This is a genomic window from Anaeromicrobium sp., assembly GCF_025210435.1.
In the GTDB taxonomy this organism is placed as follows: Bacteria; Bacillota; Clostridia; order Peptostreptococcales; family Thermotaleaceae; genus Anaeromicrobium.
The window spans coordinates 1-15,377 of sequence record NZ_JAOART010000111.1; the positions used below are offsets into that span (position 1 = coordinate 1).

At 32.7% G+C, this 15,377-nt stretch carries 14 protein-coding genes; 9 read left to right on the forward strand and 5 right to left on the reverse strand.

Features of this window, described 5'->3' with window-relative positions; translation table 11 throughout:
• The first annotated feature begins 579 nt into the window (after positions 1-579).
• The 7 genes from N4A57_RS13885 (at position 580) to N4A57_RS13915 (ending at position 7,749) form a co-directional block, all read left to right on the forward strand.
• On the forward strand, positions 580-1,029 hold the full coding sequence (locus N4A57_RS13885) for a DUF134 domain-containing protein (RefSeq protein WP_293658595.1): 450 nt from the start codon (positions 580-582) through the stop codon (positions 1,027-1,029).
• A gap of 2 nt (positions 1,030-1,031) precedes the next feature.
• On the forward strand, positions 1,032-1,667 hold the full coding sequence (recX, locus tag N4A57_RS13890) for a recombination regulator RecX (protein ID WP_293658596.1): 636 nt from the start codon (positions 1,032-1,034) through the stop codon (positions 1,665-1,667).
• Positions 1,668-1,850: 183 nt separating this feature from the next.
• The gene (locus N4A57_RS13895) at positions 1,851-3,125 is read left to right on the forward strand and encodes an ABC transporter substrate-binding protein (RefSeq protein WP_293658597.1); all 1,275 of its coding nucleotides are present in this window, start codon (positions 1,851-1,853) and stop codon (positions 3,123-3,125) included.
• A gap of 59 nt (positions 3,126-3,184) precedes the next feature.
• Positions 3,185-4,108, forward strand: coding sequence for a carbohydrate ABC transporter permease (locus N4A57_RS13900; RefSeq protein ID WP_293658598.1), 924 nt, complete (start codon positions 3,185-3,187; stop codon positions 4,106-4,108).
• A gap of 80 nt (positions 4,109-4,188) precedes the next feature.
• Positions 4,189-4,917 carry a carbohydrate ABC transporter permease gene (locus tag N4A57_RS13905; RefSeq protein ID WP_293658599.1) on the forward strand — a complete coding sequence of 243 codons (729 nt, stop codon included), beginning with the start codon at positions 4,189-4,191 and terminating at the stop codon, positions 4,915-4,917.
• Positions 4,918-4,925: 8 nt separating this feature from the next.
• Complete coding sequence (locus N4A57_RS13910) at positions 4,926-5,534, forward strand: DUF624 domain-containing protein (protein ID WP_293658600.1); 609 nt, start codon at positions 4,926-4,928, stop codon at positions 5,532-5,534.
• On the forward strand, positions 5,518-7,749 hold the full coding sequence (locus N4A57_RS13915; protein WP_293658601.1) for an alpha-galactosidase: 2,232 nt from the start codon (positions 5,518-5,520) through the stop codon (positions 7,747-7,749). The genes N4A57_RS13910 and N4A57_RS13915 overlap by 17 nt, the downstream gene beginning before the upstream one ends.
• A gap of 43 nt (positions 7,750-7,792) precedes the next feature.
• Here N4A57_RS13915 and yiaA read toward each other — a convergent pair whose 3' ends face one another.
• Positions 7,793-8,263: an inner membrane protein YiaA gene (gene yiaA, locus N4A57_RS13920; RefSeq protein WP_293658602.1), complete on the reverse strand. Its 471-nt coding sequence runs from the start codon at positions 8,261-8,263 to the stop codon at positions 7,793-7,795.
• Positions 8,264-8,540: 277 nt separating this feature from the next.
• On the opposite strand from yiaA, the gene N4A57_RS13925 reads away from it, so the two are divergent.
• Positions 8,541-9,116 (forward strand): hypothetical protein, encoded by a 576-nt coding sequence (locus N4A57_RS13925; RefSeq protein WP_293658603.1) that lies wholly within the window; start codon positions 8,541-8,543, stop codon positions 9,114-9,116.
• Positions 9,117-9,134: 18 nt separating this feature from the next.
• On the opposite strand, the gene N4A57_RS13930 is transcribed toward N4A57_RS13925, so the two are convergent.
• Together N4A57_RS13930 and N4A57_RS13935 are read right to left on the reverse strand one after the other, a co-directional pair.
• A complete protein-coding gene (locus N4A57_RS13930) occupies positions 9,135-10,049 on the reverse strand; it encodes a pseudouridine-5'-phosphate glycosidase (RefSeq protein ID WP_293658604.1) in 915 nt (304 codons plus the stop codon).
• Positions 10,049-11,140 carry a PfkB family carbohydrate kinase gene (locus N4A57_RS13935; protein ID WP_293658605.1) on the reverse strand — a complete coding sequence of 364 codons (1,092 nt, stop codon included), beginning with the start codon at positions 11,138-11,140 and terminating at the stop codon, positions 10,049-10,051. Before N4A57_RS13935 ends, N4A57_RS13930 begins: the two co-directional genes overlap by 1 nt.
• Before the next feature lie 583 nt (positions 11,141-11,723).
• On the opposite strand from N4A57_RS13935, the gene N4A57_RS13940 reads away from it, so the two are divergent.
• The gene (locus N4A57_RS13940; protein ID WP_293658606.1) at positions 11,724-12,026 is read left to right on the forward strand and encodes a YerC/YecD family TrpR-related protein; all 303 of its coding nucleotides are present in this window, start codon (positions 11,724-11,726) and stop codon (positions 12,024-12,026) included.
• Positions 12,027-12,036: 10 nt separating this feature from the next.
• Here N4A57_RS13940 and proC read toward each other — a convergent pair whose 3' ends face one another.
• Positions 12,037-12,846, reverse strand: a complete 810-nt coding sequence (gene proC / locus N4A57_RS13945; RefSeq protein ID WP_293658607.1) for a pyrroline-5-carboxylate reductase — start codon at positions 12,844-12,846, stop codon at positions 12,037-12,039.
• Between the two features lie 13 nt (positions 12,847-12,859).
• Complete coding sequence (hypD, locus tag N4A57_RS13950; protein WP_293658608.1) at positions 12,860-15,229, reverse strand: trans-4-hydroxy-L-proline dehydratase; 2,370 nt, start codon at positions 15,227-15,229, stop codon at positions 12,860-12,862.
• Positions 15,230-15,377: the final 148 nt, after the last annotated feature.

Consider the following 15,377-nt stretch of genomic DNA (forward strand, 5'->3'; position numbering starts at 1 on the left):
GATTTAATAAAGGTATAAGAAAGTGGGACGTTCCTAAAGCTGTTGCTTTAAATCCAACAGATGAAATTAAAGATTCGCTTAAAAATGATGTAATATAATTTTTCAAAGAATAGATATTTTAATAAGTGAGTCTTTTTTAAAAATTAAATGGTAAAATATTCAAAATGTGTATTTCTTAAAAATCGACCATAACAAAAAGATTAAATTTTATACGACAACTCTATTGACAAACACCGCTTTCGCTTGTGACAAGGACTTGGGTGGAAAAGATTTTCAATATATTTTCCTGAAATAGGCCCGCATAAAGCAAGTTTATACACCAGAAATCTATAAGTAAAGGATAGCTAAAAACTTCCTTTACTTATTTTTTTCTTATAATGATGTATAGATTTATTGATTATAAGGCAAATTTAAAATCAAGAAATCCCTATGGGGTAATTTTATGAAATTGCCTTTTACTTATATTAACCTTATAATAAAATATATAGGAAGCATAGATTTATATTTTCATTGAATAAAGAATAACAAAGACAATTATGCAATAAAATAAAAAAGGGCATTAAAGAAGGAGGTTTTTAGATGCCGAGGCCTAGGAAATTAAGAAGGATTTCTTTTATGCCAGAGGATAGGTATTTTGTACCGGATAAAGCAGAAAAGGAAGATATAGAAGAAATAGTATTGAAATTTGAAGAATTAGAAGCCATGAGATTAAAGGATATTGAGAAGTTATCACAAGAGGAATGTGCTGAAATGATGCATGTATCTAGACAGACCTTTCAACTAATAATAGATAAGGCTAGAAGCAAGGTGGCCATGGCCTTAACACAGGGTAAAGCCATAAGGATACATGGGGGGAATTATACCTTTAATATATGTAAATATACCTGTAATGAATGTGGGAAAGATTTTGAAGAAGCCTATGAATCACAAAATAGTGAATGTCCAAAATGCGGATCTGAGACAATAAAATGTAGGGAAAAAAAGAGATGCTGCATGAAAACTAAAAAAGTTCAGTGTAATGGAGAGTAATTATGGGAATCATAACAAAATTAGAAGCTAGCTCAAGTGAGGATCGAATAAATATATACATAGACGAAAAATTTTCCATGAGTGTAAAGGATGAGATAGTATATAGCCTTTATATAAGGAAGGGACAAAGTATTGATGAGGACAGATTAAAGGAGATAGTGGAAGAAGAAAATTATATGAAGGCTAAAAGTAAGGCCCTTCATATACTTAAGTTCTCTTCTAAAAGTGAAAAAGAGATTATAGATAGGCTTAAGAAAAATGAATTTGAAGATAAAACCATAGGTAGGGTTTTAGAGTTCTTGAAAAAATATGATTTTATAAATGATAATAGATTAGCTAAGAATATTATAAAAAGTAAAGTAAATAGTAAAAAATTAGGGAAAAATCGAGTTAAAAGGGACTTATATAAAAAGGGAGTATCTGACAAAATAATAGAAGAGGAAATGGATGAAACCCTAGATGAAGAAATAGAATTTGAAAATGCCCTAGAACTAGCTTATAGGAAAAAAAGTAATTTAAAGGATACTGATAAAAGAAAGTTATATGAAAAAATAGGAAGGTTCCTAGTATATAGGGGATATGACTTTGAGATAGTAAAAAGAGTATTAAATAAAGTATTGAAAAATGAGGAGTATTAAGCTCCTCATTTTATGTTTTAATCATTATGGATTTAAGGAAAAGGCGAATAAAATATTAAATATTAAGAATTTATGGAATGTTCAGAAAAATACTTGAAAAAAAGGAAAAAATTTACTAGAATAGTAATTGAGATATTAGTTTTATTTAATCAAAGAAATCTACTAACAAATAAGGAGGATTTTATGAAAAAAGTAAAGCTTATGAATTTAATTTCATTACTGCTCATCATGCTACTTGTGGGGTGTGGCGGTTCTAAATCTGTTGGGTCAGGAGAGGATAGCCAAGTTTCAAGTGAACCAGTAAATTTAAAATTTATGATTAACTTTCAGTCAACAGAACTTATTACAGAAACTTTTGAAAAGACTATTGAAAAATTCGAAAAAGATAATCCGGATATAACGGTTGAACTTATACCTGGCTCTGCTGACTATGAATCTGTGATGAAGACGAAAATGGCAGCCAATGATTTGCCTGATCTTTGGACTACTCATGGTTGGTCGGTAGGACGTTATAGTGAATATCTTATGCCTTTGACAGGACAAGAGTGGGCAAGTCGACTAAATCCAGGAATAGAGAAAGTTATTACAGATAAAAATGGTGATGTGTTTGTACTTCCTATAGATGTAGATTTATCAGGAATAGCATACAATAGAACTGTTTTAAATAAAGTTGGAGTTAATGTAGATGAAATTAAAACCTGGGATGATTTTATCCTTGCTTGTGATAAGGTAAAAGCAGCAGGATACACACCAATACATATGGGTGGTAAAGATAGCTGGACTGTAGGTAATTTCTTTGATTGGACAGCTCCATCTTTCTTGATTACAAAGGATGATGATAATTATCGAGAAACCTTGAAAAATGGATCTTTCGACTGGAAAAAATGGGAACCAATTGGAGATCTTATGATTACATTTAATAAAAAAGGATTTTTTAATAAGGATAAGGTATCTTCTGGATATCTAGATTCAGCAAAAAATTTGGCTTTGGACAAAGTGGCATTTGAATTCTACGGAAATTATGTTATTTCAGAAGCTTTGAAGCTGAATCCTAAGGCAGATTTAGGGTTTATGCCAGTTCCATCCAATGATCCAAAGGATCCTCCTACTTTAATATCTGGTGAACGTACTGCAATTGGAGTTTGGAAGGATTCTAAACATAAAGAAGAGGCACTTAGATTCTTAAATTATTTAACAAAATCAGAAATTATGAGTGAATTAGCTTCAGCCAATGGACTTCCAGCAGGTTTAGTAGGTATTGAAAGTGATACAAAGAGCTTAAAAGGAGATTATGAAAAATATGCTAATTTAAGGGGATTTCCATATTTTGACAGAGAGTATTTGCCAAGTGGCATGTGGGATACCATGTGTGCTACAGGTACTGGTCTTTTGACAGATGAAATGACAAGCTCAGAGACTGCAAAACAAATGGAAAAGGACTACAAGAGGTTAAAATAAATTTTTGATGATTCTTTCAGTATTCCTTATACTTCCTGACTTTGGGAGGAGTTGATTATATGATGGAAGCTACTAAGATAGGTAAAGATGAGAGCTTGAAAAACTCTTTTTTGGAGTCAGATATTGCTGTTAATTGTATGTATATACCAGCCTTCATATTATTCTTAATATTCGTTGCATTTCCATTTGTATCAGGTATTGGCATATCATTTACTAACTGGAATGGTTTTTCACAGAGTTTTCAATATATTGGAATTGAAAACTATAGGAATTTAATTAAGGATAAGAATTTTTGGACAGCATTTTTTAATACTATGATATATGGTGTAGGATCTACGTTTTTCCAACAAGTTCTTGGGCTTAGCTATGCGATTATCCTAAATGAAAAATTCAAAGGTAGAACCATTGCTAGAACATTTATCTATATGCCTGTATTGATTGCAGCTGTAATTATGGGATATATGTGGTATTTTCTAGTTCAATATGATGGTGGGGCTATTAATGAAATTTTAATATTTTTAGGGTATGAACCTGTTGATTGGCTTGCCAATGGAAAAATTGCAGTATGGCTTATGGTTGGAATAAATGTTCTCCAATTTGTGGGCGTATCAATGGTAATTTATTTGGCTGGTCTTCAGGCAATTCCAAACATGTATTATGAAGCAGCAAATGTGGAAGGCGCAACAGAGTGGCAAAAATTTAGAAATATTACATTACCACTACTTATGCCTGCCATTACCACATCGGTAACTTTGAATTTGATTGGGGGATTGAAGCTATTTGACGTGATAAAAGCTCTTACAAATGGAGGGCCAGGATACTCATCTCACTCATTATCAACACTTATTAATTATACTTATTTTGGCAATCAGAGTGCTGGATATGCATCAGCAATTGGCCTTGTACTATTTTTATTTATTATGATAGTTAGTATGGGAATGCAAAAAATATTTAGGGAGAAGGAAGTGGATTATAAATCATGAAAAAACCTACTTTTTTAAGAACGATATTGGCACTGGTAATTGGGGCTATCCACTTCGTACCTTTTTATATTACGTTTACAATGGCACTTAAACCAATGACAGATTTTTCATCTAGGTGGTTCATACCAAAAGAACTGTATATGGATAACTTTAAAATTGCCATAGGAAAGGGGAAAATTCTTTTAGCAATGAAAAATAGTATTATAATTACAATATGCTCTGTAGCACTCATCGTATTTTTAGGTGCCATGGCAGCATATCCTTTAGCAAGAATTAAAAGTAGATTCAATGTTATTGTTTTAAATTTAGTTCTCGCTGTAATGATGGTGCCCCCACTTTCTATGTTAGTACCCCTTTATTCTAATATGGCAAAATGGGGAGGTATATCTACATACTGGGGAATCGTTGTAGTTATTACAACTTTCCAATTGCCATTATCCATATTTCTTTATACTAACTTTATTGCCACAATTCCAAAGGATTTAGATGAAGCAGCATCCATTGACGGATGTAGAAGGATATCAATATATTACAGAATAATTTTACCATTACTTAAGCCTGTGACGGCCACTGTTGTTATTCTCACAGGAGTATGGGTTTGGAATGACTATCAGTTTTCTCTATATTTTCTACAAAAGCCTGAAATGCGTACTGTAACCTTAGCCGTATCGTCTTTTTTTAGTAAGAACTCTAGTAATTTAAATGGGGCCGCAGCTACTGCGTTGATTGCCATTTTACCCATAGTTCTTATTTATATATTCATGCAACGATACTTTGTTCAAGGTATGGTTGACAGTGCCATAAAGTAGGTGGAGTAATGAATTTGTTAGAAATCAAATGGTTTACATGGGGTGAAAAGCTGTATGATTTAATATTAATAAATACTTTGATTATAGTATTTTCACTCCCCATATTTACAATTGGGCCAGCCATAGTATCGGGAGCAAGGCTCATTGAAGAGTGGATAAAAGGTGAATCCTATGGAATAGTTAGTAGGTATTTAAAGCACTTTAAAAATGTCTTTCTATACACTTTACTTAGTACAATTAATATATCCATATGGGGAATTCTAATTTTTTCAGTTTTCAATAGATTTTTCATGGAATGGGCAATAGTACAGAGGGCCTTTATTCTTTTTGTCACAATCGAGTGGGTTCTTTTAACTTGTGCACTCTTTTGGGAATTGTGTGAAGGAGAATTTAAATCTCTACAGACTCTTTATTCAAATACATTTATCAGAGCTCATCATGGAGTTTTACAAATATTATATGGCCTAGGCATCTTATTAGTTGCTGTACTATTGCTTTTTTTATTCAATTGGCTTATACCAGTGATTATATCAGGAACCATATATGTTATAAAAATTTTATCTAATGCCTATAGGAAGGGTGATAAAAATGTGGGAGGATTTGAAAATAGTATTTAATGAAGATACTCAAATTTTCCATTTACAGAATAAAAATTTTAGTTATATTATGGGAATATTAGAAAATGGACATTTGGGCCATTTTTATTTGGGAAATCCAATTCATGGGCCCTTAAGACAACATATGTTTCGTAGGGATCAAAATAGGGCACTAATTCCCTATTTAAGCGAAGGAAGTGGAAAAATTTCACTTAGTATAGAGCGTCAGGAATTTCCATCCTATGGAACCACAGATTTTAGAGATCCAGCCATAGATATTCAATTGAGTTCTGGAAGTAGGGTAATTGATTTTAAATATGAGTGTCATAGGATTATAGAAGGAAAACCTAAGCTAGGAGGACTTCCTTCTACTTGGGTGTCTGATTTGGCAGATGGAAAGACCCTTGAGATTGATCACTATGATAGGGTGGCATGTATTAGACTAACTTTAACTTATACAATATTTAAAGACTATCCCGTAATAGGAAGAAATGCCAAGGTAACTAATGAGGGAACACAGGAAGTTTTTATAGATAGACTTATGAGCATGAGCATTGATTTGTTCGATGGAGATTGGCAGTGGTTACAACTTTCTGGGAATTGGGCACGGGAGCGCCATGTACATATAACTGAATTAAGACCTGGAATCCAATCGATTGGAAGTAGATGTGGTGCATCTAGTGCATATGAAAATCCATTTATTATTCTAAAACGTAAACATACAACGGAAGCAGTTGGAGAGGCTTTAGGAATTTCACTTGTATACAGTGGAAATTTTCTCATTCAAGGTGAAGTAAATGCTGATAATCAGACTAGAATTGTTGGAGGAATACATCCAGAGGGATTTCGATGGAAGTTAAAAGAGCATGAATCTTTTCAAGCTCCTGAGGCTTTAATAGCTTATTCAAATAAAGGAATGGGTGAACTTAGTAGAGTTTACCATAATCTATTTAGGAAAAATTTGATTCAAAAGAGGTGGCAAGACTCTCCTAGACCTATTGTATTAAATAGTTGGGAAGCTGTATATTTTGATTTTGATGAAGAAGTAATATTAGAGTTAGCCCAAAGTGCTAAATCATTAGGAATAGAGGTTTTTATACTTGATGATGGATGGTTTGGAAAACGAAATAATGATAAGGCGGGCTTGGGAGATTGGCATGTAAATAGAGAAAAATTGCCTAATGGAATAAAGGGAATTGCTAAGAAGATTGAAGATATGGGATTAAAATTCGGGTTGTGGATTGAACCTGAGATGATTAATAAGAAATCAGATCTTTTTAATAGGCATCCGGAGTGGTTAATAGGTGACCCCCTTCGAAATCAATCCCATTCAAGAAATCAATATGTTCTTGATTTTTCTAGACGTGAAGTTGTAGATGGAATTTATAATCAATTGATACAAATACTAGATCATGCTTCAGTTAGCTTTATTAAATGGGATATGAATAGGAATATTACGGAGGCTTTTAGCAGGAATCTTCAGGCTGATAGACAGGGTGAAATATTCCATAGATATATTCTTGGAGTATATGATCTTTATGAAAGACTGACTTCAAGGTATCCTCACATTCTATTTGAATCTTGTGCCAGTGGAGGGGGAAGAGTTGACCCTGGACTTTTATATTATGCTCCCCAATTTTGGACAAGTGATAATACGGATGCAGTAGAACGAATAAAGATTCAATATGGAACATCAATGGTGTACCCATTATCTTCTATAGGAACTCATGTTTCAGATATTCCAAATCATCAAATGTTGAGAAATACAACTTTAAAAATGCGTGGTGATGTGGCTTATTTTGGTACTTTTGGATATGAATTAGATGTGAGAAAACTATCGGAGATAGAGAGAGAGCACGTGAAGAAACAAATTTCTTCATCAAAGAAATATAGATCATTAATACAACAGGGAGATTTTAGAAGATTGATTAGTCCCTTTGAAGGAACTGGTAACGAAATAGCCTGGATGGTCACATCCACTGATAAAAAGCAAGCCATAGTTGGATGGTACCAAATTTTAGCTAAACCTAATGAAGGTCTTTTTAGATTAAGATTAGAAGGGTTACATAGGGAAAAACTATACACAGTTACGGGAATGGATTATCCAGTTTCAGGAAGTGTTTTAATGAATTTTGGACTATTATTGTTTCCTTCTTTTAATGGAAGCGATTTAAAAAATCCTATTACTGGTGACTATCAATCACGTATATGGTTTATAGAAGAACTAGAAGAATAAGCTTATAATATTAAAGAATAATCATACGTAATATTACGTATGATTATTCTTTTTCCCTTGCACTTTGCGTATCTCTTATATTTTTTTGTACAGTGATAGATGCAAATAAGCTTAATGTGAAGGATATGCCATAAAAACCCTTCTCACTTAAAATTATACTTCCTGCATTCAATAAGCCTATTGCCATTAAAGAGATGGAAACTAATAATGCAAACCAACTAATACCATAGTAAGTTTTTGTGACAGATATGCCTTCCTCCCTATCCCTTACGGCCTTTTGCAAGGATACAGCAGAATATAGACCAAATAGTAATATTGCAAAGTAATATCCCTTTTCATTTAGTTCCATAGTTTTTGAATTGTATAATCCTAGTAGGTAAGTAGCTATCCCTACTAATAATGCTGAGTAAGAGGCAGCTTTAAAAGCCAGTGTGGGCTCACCTTCTTTTCGTTCTGTATGGTTTGTTTTTTTCTTTATTTCTTCTTCATTAAGGAAAACATCATTATCATTCATAGTTAGGTAAACTCCTTTACAAATAGTATTTTATTTACATGGTAATTAATCTTATGATAACCCATTATTTGGAAAAGAACATACTACTATAATAAAATATATTATACATAATGTACAGTACTTTCTATGATTTTTATAATATGGTTACCCAATAAGATAAGGCATATTCTAAACGTGAGAAGTGTATACAATTAGATATTTATCTGTTAAAATATGGAGAGCGGTTTTATGAAAACATGTGGAGAATATAATTAAAGATAATGTGGGTGATGTGTAAATGATGAAGAAAATTAAAGATATTATAAATATAGTAGCCCCCTTAGTAATGGGGATAACATATTTTTTCTATAGAGATAATAGTATGGCCCTGGGCATAGGTCTAGGATTAGTATGGTGTACAGTGATTATTAGAATAATAGATAAAAGGAAGAAGGTCTTACCAAAACCTAATTATTATATTGAAAATCCTTTAGTATATAAGTATTTCAGATGGATTATGCCTATTATAATAGGCCTGTGTTTTGTTAAAAGTATGTATTCCTACTTCTTTGGAGGAGAGCCATTTGATTTAACTATTGGAATATTCTTTCCCATTACAATAATAAATCTCCTAGACTTTGAAAGAAGAATATATTTATATGAGAGTGGAATTGTGCGGTATAGGGAAATTTTAGAATTTAATAACATAAAAGCTTTCAAATGGGAAGAAGAGATAGCACCTTGGGATGAAAAAGATAGTAATAATTTGTCAATATCTTATAAGGATGAAAAATATAACATAGATATACCAGACAGTAAAAAGTCCCATGTGGATGAAATATTAAATAAAATGTTAAAAAATGAGGAGCACTAAACTCCTCATTTCTTACATTTATAAGTTATATAATTCAACGGCTATTTTAGAACCAACTCGAGCATTGTTAAATACTAATTCTATATTAGATTCTAAACTCTTACCCTTAGTAATTTCCTTAACCTTTCCAAGTAAAAATGGAGTAGATTCCTTACCTGAAATACCCTTTTCATCAGCTTCAACTAAGGCATCTTCAATAGCTTTAGTTATGGCATCATAGTCCATTTGGTGTTCTTCAGGGATTGGGTTTCCTATGACCATTCCACCCTTTAATCCTAGATCCCACTTAGCCTTTAGGGCCTTAGCCACTTCTAATTCACTATCTGCCTTGTAATCAACAGAGAATCCACTTTTTCTAGTATAAAAGGCTGGTAACTCCTCTGTTTTAAATCCTACCACAGGAACTCCATGGGTTTCTAAGTATTCTAGAGTTAAACCAATATCAAGGATTGACTTGGCACCAGCACAGATTACAGCCACGTTAGTGTTTGCTAATTCCTGTAAATCAGCAGATACGTCAAAGGTAGTCTCAGCTCCCCTATGAACTCCACCAATACCACCAGTTACAAATACTTTAATTCCAGCCAGTGCTGCAACGATCATAGTAGATGCCACTGTAGTAGCACCATTTAATTTTTTTGCTACTATGAAGGGTAAGTCACGTCTACTTGCCTTTAAAATATCATTACCCTTACCTAGGTATTCTAAATCTTCATCAGTTAAACCTACCTTAAGGCGTCCATTTAAAATGGCAATAGTAGCAGGTACAGCACCATTGTCTCTTACTATTCCCTCCACTTTTTTAGCAGTTTCCACATTTTGAGGGTATGGCATACCATGGGATATGATAGTAGACTCTAAAGCTACTACTGGTTTATTTTCATCAAGTGCCCTTTGAACTTCTGGGTGAATATCTAAATATTGTTTATACATTATAAGTTCAGCTCCTTTAATTTTTTAGTTATATTATTTATAGATAAATTTGGGTTAATAGTATTTTCATGGGATAAAGCCAGGGATGCAGCAGCACTACCTATGAGGGCTTGTTTTTTTATTTCATATCCTTTTACATAAGAATGGATTACTCCAGCCATGAAGGCATCTCCAGCACCAGTTACATTTATCACATGAGTATCTAGTGGAGGTAGTAGGGCCTTAGTATTCATATCAGCATAATAGACACCTTCATTACCTAAACTCATAAATATTTGTGACACACCCTTTTCTAAGAAATAGTCACAAACCCTTTCTAAATCATCATTGTTATTTATTTTTATTCCAGATAAAGTTTCAGCTTCAAGTTTATTTGGCTTAATAGTATGGAATAGGCCAATAAAATCCTTTATTTTTAGAGCCTTAGCCGTTGAAACTGGATCTATGAATATGGGCACATCCTTAAAATTAGATGCAATATAATAAAGGGTGTCAGCAGGAATATTAGTATCTAAAACTAATACATTTGAATTTTTAATTATATGTTGTTTTTCACGGATAAAATCTATAGACATTTTGTCTAATATATCCATAGAAGCTATGGCACCTAACATATCTCCATTTTCATCTAATATGGATAAATAGGTGGAAGAGGGATGATCCCTAAGGAATAGACAATGATTCATGTCTATGCCTGATTTTTTACATTCTTCCATTATTTTAAGTCCATAGATGTCATCTCCCATGGGAGATATTAATTTAGTGTCTATTTCTAATTTAGAAAGATTTTCAGCAATATTACGGCCAACTCCACCTAAGGATAACTTTATGTTCCCAGGATTAGAGTCATTTAATAGGAATTTATTATGGGGAAAACCACTAATATCCATATTGCTACCCCCAATGACCGTTACATATTCTTCATTTCTTATGATGTAACCTTTCCCCTTAATGTAGCCCTTTTTCATTAGGTTAGTTATATGAACAGCTACAGATGAACGGGCAATTCCTAATCTATCAGCCAGATCTTGCTGAGAGATTAGGGGATTTTTACTTATTAGAGTTAGAATCTCTCTTTCTCTTTCAGTCATACAATCACCAACTTGTGCTTATTTGTTAATCAACTGTTTATATTATAAAATAAATTTTACTATAATACAATAGCTTATTTAAAATTTATATGAAATCATTTTATCAATCTATATTTTTTATATTATAGATTGATTTAATATATAATATAATGGGTAGATTATTAGTTAGGAATAATCTAGATTTCGTAACACTAAGATTTCTTTATACACTAACTTGCCTATAAGGGAAAATATATTGAAAATTTTTGGAATTGAGGAACGTCACAACATCCTATGCTACTCCAACATGACTTATAAACCTATCTACGAAGATTCACACTTTCGCTTGTGACAAGGACTGGGGTGGAAAAGATTTTCAATATATTTTTCTGAAATAGGCACACATAAAGCTGGTTTATAAAGTACGAAATCTATAATTAAAAAAATATTTTATTAAATAAAGGAAAAGGCAATTGGGTATAGAAATATAAACATATCTAGCAATTGGACTTTTCTAGGATATAAGGTAGCTTAAAGGGGCGAAAATTTACAAAATAGTGTTTGTTAGTTGCCCTCATAAAAAATTAGTTGAGGTGATAATAAAATGGCATATGATTCAAAATTAAAAAGTCAATTTATAGATGAATTATTTGATGCATTTATGCTACTTGAAAGTAAGGAAGAATATTATAGGTTTTTTGAAGATATATGTACTGTAAAAGAAATTCAATCTCTAGCTCAAAGGCTTAAGGTGGCTAAGCTTTTAAGGGAGAAGAAAACTTATAATGAGATTGAAGAAATAACGGGGACTAGTACGGCTACCATAAGTAGAATAAATAGATGTTTAAGCTATGGGGCAGATGGATATAATTTAATATTAGATAGATTAGAAAAAAAAGAAGGCTAAGCCTTCTTTTTTAATTACCACTCATTTTTTTAGACTTATCTATACAAGCTAATATACCCTGTATAACACTTGACCTAAAGCCTTCTTTTTCAAGGACTGACACGGCTTCTATAGTAGTCCCTCCAGGGGAACATACCATATCCTTTAATTTACCTGGGTGCATACCCGTCTGAAGGACCATCTTAGCTGAACCTAAAACACTTTGTGCTGCAAACTTATATGCATTATCCCTACTCATGCCACCTAAAACGGCAGCATCTGCCATGGCTTCTATGAACATGAATACGTAAGCAGGGGAAGAACCACTAACACCTATAACTGAATCCATTAGACTTTCTTTAACTAATTCAGCCTTACCAAAACTTTCAAAAATGGCCCTTATCATATGTAATTCTTCCTTTGATATGTTCTTATTAGGGCATAGGGCACTCATACCTTCACTTACTAGGGCTGGTGTATTTGGCATAGTGCGAACTATTTTATAATTAGGACCAAGTAGGTTTTCCATATGATTTAAGCTCACACCAGCAGCTATAGTAACTATTAGCTTATCCTTAGTTAAATTATCTTTAATACTATTTATTACCATATCATATATATTAGGCTTTACAGATAATATAATTATATCTGACTTATTTACCAATTCTACAGAATCAGTAGTGGTGTTAATACCTAAAGAATCCTTTATGTGATCTAATTTCTTTTCATCTAAATCGGATACGGTAATATTTTTAGGTTGGACTAATCCAGACTTTATTATTCCACCAATCATGGCTCCACCCATATTACCACAACCGATGAATCCTATTCTTTTATTCATAACTATCTCCTCCCTAGAAAGATTGTTCAGTTCTTTCTATGATTTCATCTTGTAGGTTCTTACTTAAATTATGGAAATGATCTGAATATCCTGCTACTCTTACTATTAAATCCTTATAATCATCAGGATTTTTTTGTGCATCAATTAGTATTTTTTTATCCACCACATTAAATTGTATATGATGTCCGTCCATTTTAAAATAACTTCTCACTAAAGCAGACATATTTTCAAGGCCTTCGTCATCCTTAACTACAGATGGAGTGAACTTTTGGTTAAGTAAAGTTCCACCAGTTCTTAGGTGATCCATCTTAGAGGCTGATTTTATAACGGCAGTAGGCCCTAATCTATCAGCGCCCTTAGCTGGAGAAATACCTTCAGATACGGGTTTATGAGCAAGTCTTCCGTTAGGGGACGCCATCATTACAGAACCAAAATAAACATGACAAGTGGTAGGTAACATATCTATTCGGTATTTTCCACCCTTCATATTAGGTCTATCCGTTACTTCTTCATAAAATGCATTAAAGATTTTTTCCATCAATGAATCAGCATAATCATCATCATTTCCGTACTTTGGACTTTTATTAAGAACCATATTTTTAATGTGATCATATCCCTCAAAATTATTTCTAATAGCTCCTAATAATTCATCCATAGTAAACTTATTTTTATCAAATACATTATATTTAATGGCAGATAAACAGTCTGTAATAGTACCTATACCAACTCCTTGTATGTAGTTTGTGTTATATCTAGCTCCACCTCCATTGTAATCCTTTCCCTTAGAAATACAATCACTAATCACAATAGACATAAACGGTGCAGGCATAAAATCAGCATATAGGTTTTCTATTATATTGTTACCCTTTACCTTAATATCTACAAAATGTTTTAGTTGAACTTTAAATGCTTCAAATAATTCATCAAATGACAGGAAGGAAGAAGCTTTCCCAGTCATAGGCCCTAGTTGTTTTTTAGATACATGATCATAACCGTTGAATAAAGTGATTTCAAAAATTTTAGGTATATTTAAATATCCTGTTAATATATAGGCTTCCTTACCATAGGCTCCCGTTTCAACACAACCACTAGTTCCACCTTCACGGGCATCTTCTATGGATTTTCCAGCATTTAGTAGTTCTTGCATAATTGCTTCCGTATTGTAAAAGGCAGGTTGACCCCATCCACGTCTTGATATTTCACAAGCTCTCTTTAAGAACTTATGGGGAGTTTTTTTACTAATTTGAACATTAGAACTAGGTTGTAATAATCTCATTTCATCCATAGTATCTAATATTAAATAACTAACATCATTTACTCCATCAAATCCATACTTAGTTATTCCACCTGTATTTATGTTGGCAAAATCTGTATAAGTTCCACTTTCCTTTAAAGTTATCCCCACCTTTGGAGGAGCTGGTTGATTGTTAAATTTAACCCATAGACATTCTAACAATTCTTTGGCAAAATCCCTATCCAATATGTCATTTTCCATATCCTTTTCATAGAATGAGTTAAGATGTTGATCTAATCTACCAGGGCTAAAGGCATCCCAAATATTTAATTCTGTAGTTACTCCCACATGGACAAACCAGTACATTTGAATGGCTTCATAATAAGTCTCTGGCTTATGGGCTGGAACTCTTTCACAATTTTTAGCTATGATTAAAAGTTCTTCTTTTCTCTTTTTATCAGTCTCTTTAGCTGCCAATTCTTTAGCATATGCACTATAACGTTTACCATAAATCATAATGGCATCACAACAGATTTTCATGGCCTCTAACTCATGCTTTTTACACAAGGCTTCCCTATCCTTCATAAAATCTAATCTATTTATGGACTCATCTATGTCCCTTTTAAAATCTATAAAACCCCTTTCATAAATTTTACCGTCCCCAACCGTGTGACCAGGAGCACGTTGTTCCATAAATTCTGTAAAAATACCGCTTTTGTAGGAATCTATCCACTCAGGGAATAGGTTTTCAAATATCTTATGTCTAATAGATCTCTTTTCCCAAAAAGGGATTATTTCTTTTTCTTGTATTTTTCTAGTATGTTCATCTACTTTAAATGAAATATGTTTTCTAGAGTTCATAACATGAAAATCTTCTAATGTATGGCAGCAAAGCTCTGGAAAGGTGGGAGTACCTTGTAATGATGGTCCCTTTTCTCCTACTATTAATTCTCCTTCATGGATACATAAAGTCCTATTTTCCATGAAATATTTAAAGGATAAGGCTCTTAATATGGGTGTAGGGACAGTACCTTCGTATTTTTTATAGGCCTCTGTATAAAGTTTTGCCCTTTCAATAGATATAAAAGGGCATGTGGAAATACTTTCCTTTCTCAATTTCTTTATCCTTTCATTCATACCTCTTTCCATGAATTTAACCGTTGCCAAAACCTTATAAAACTCTATAAAGCATGTTTAATTACTGTTTCAACGTATCCCATTTTGAAACTATAAATAGTAATCTACTTTGGTTTGATATGATACTCCACAGTCGTAAATTCGGATACAACGAATCCTA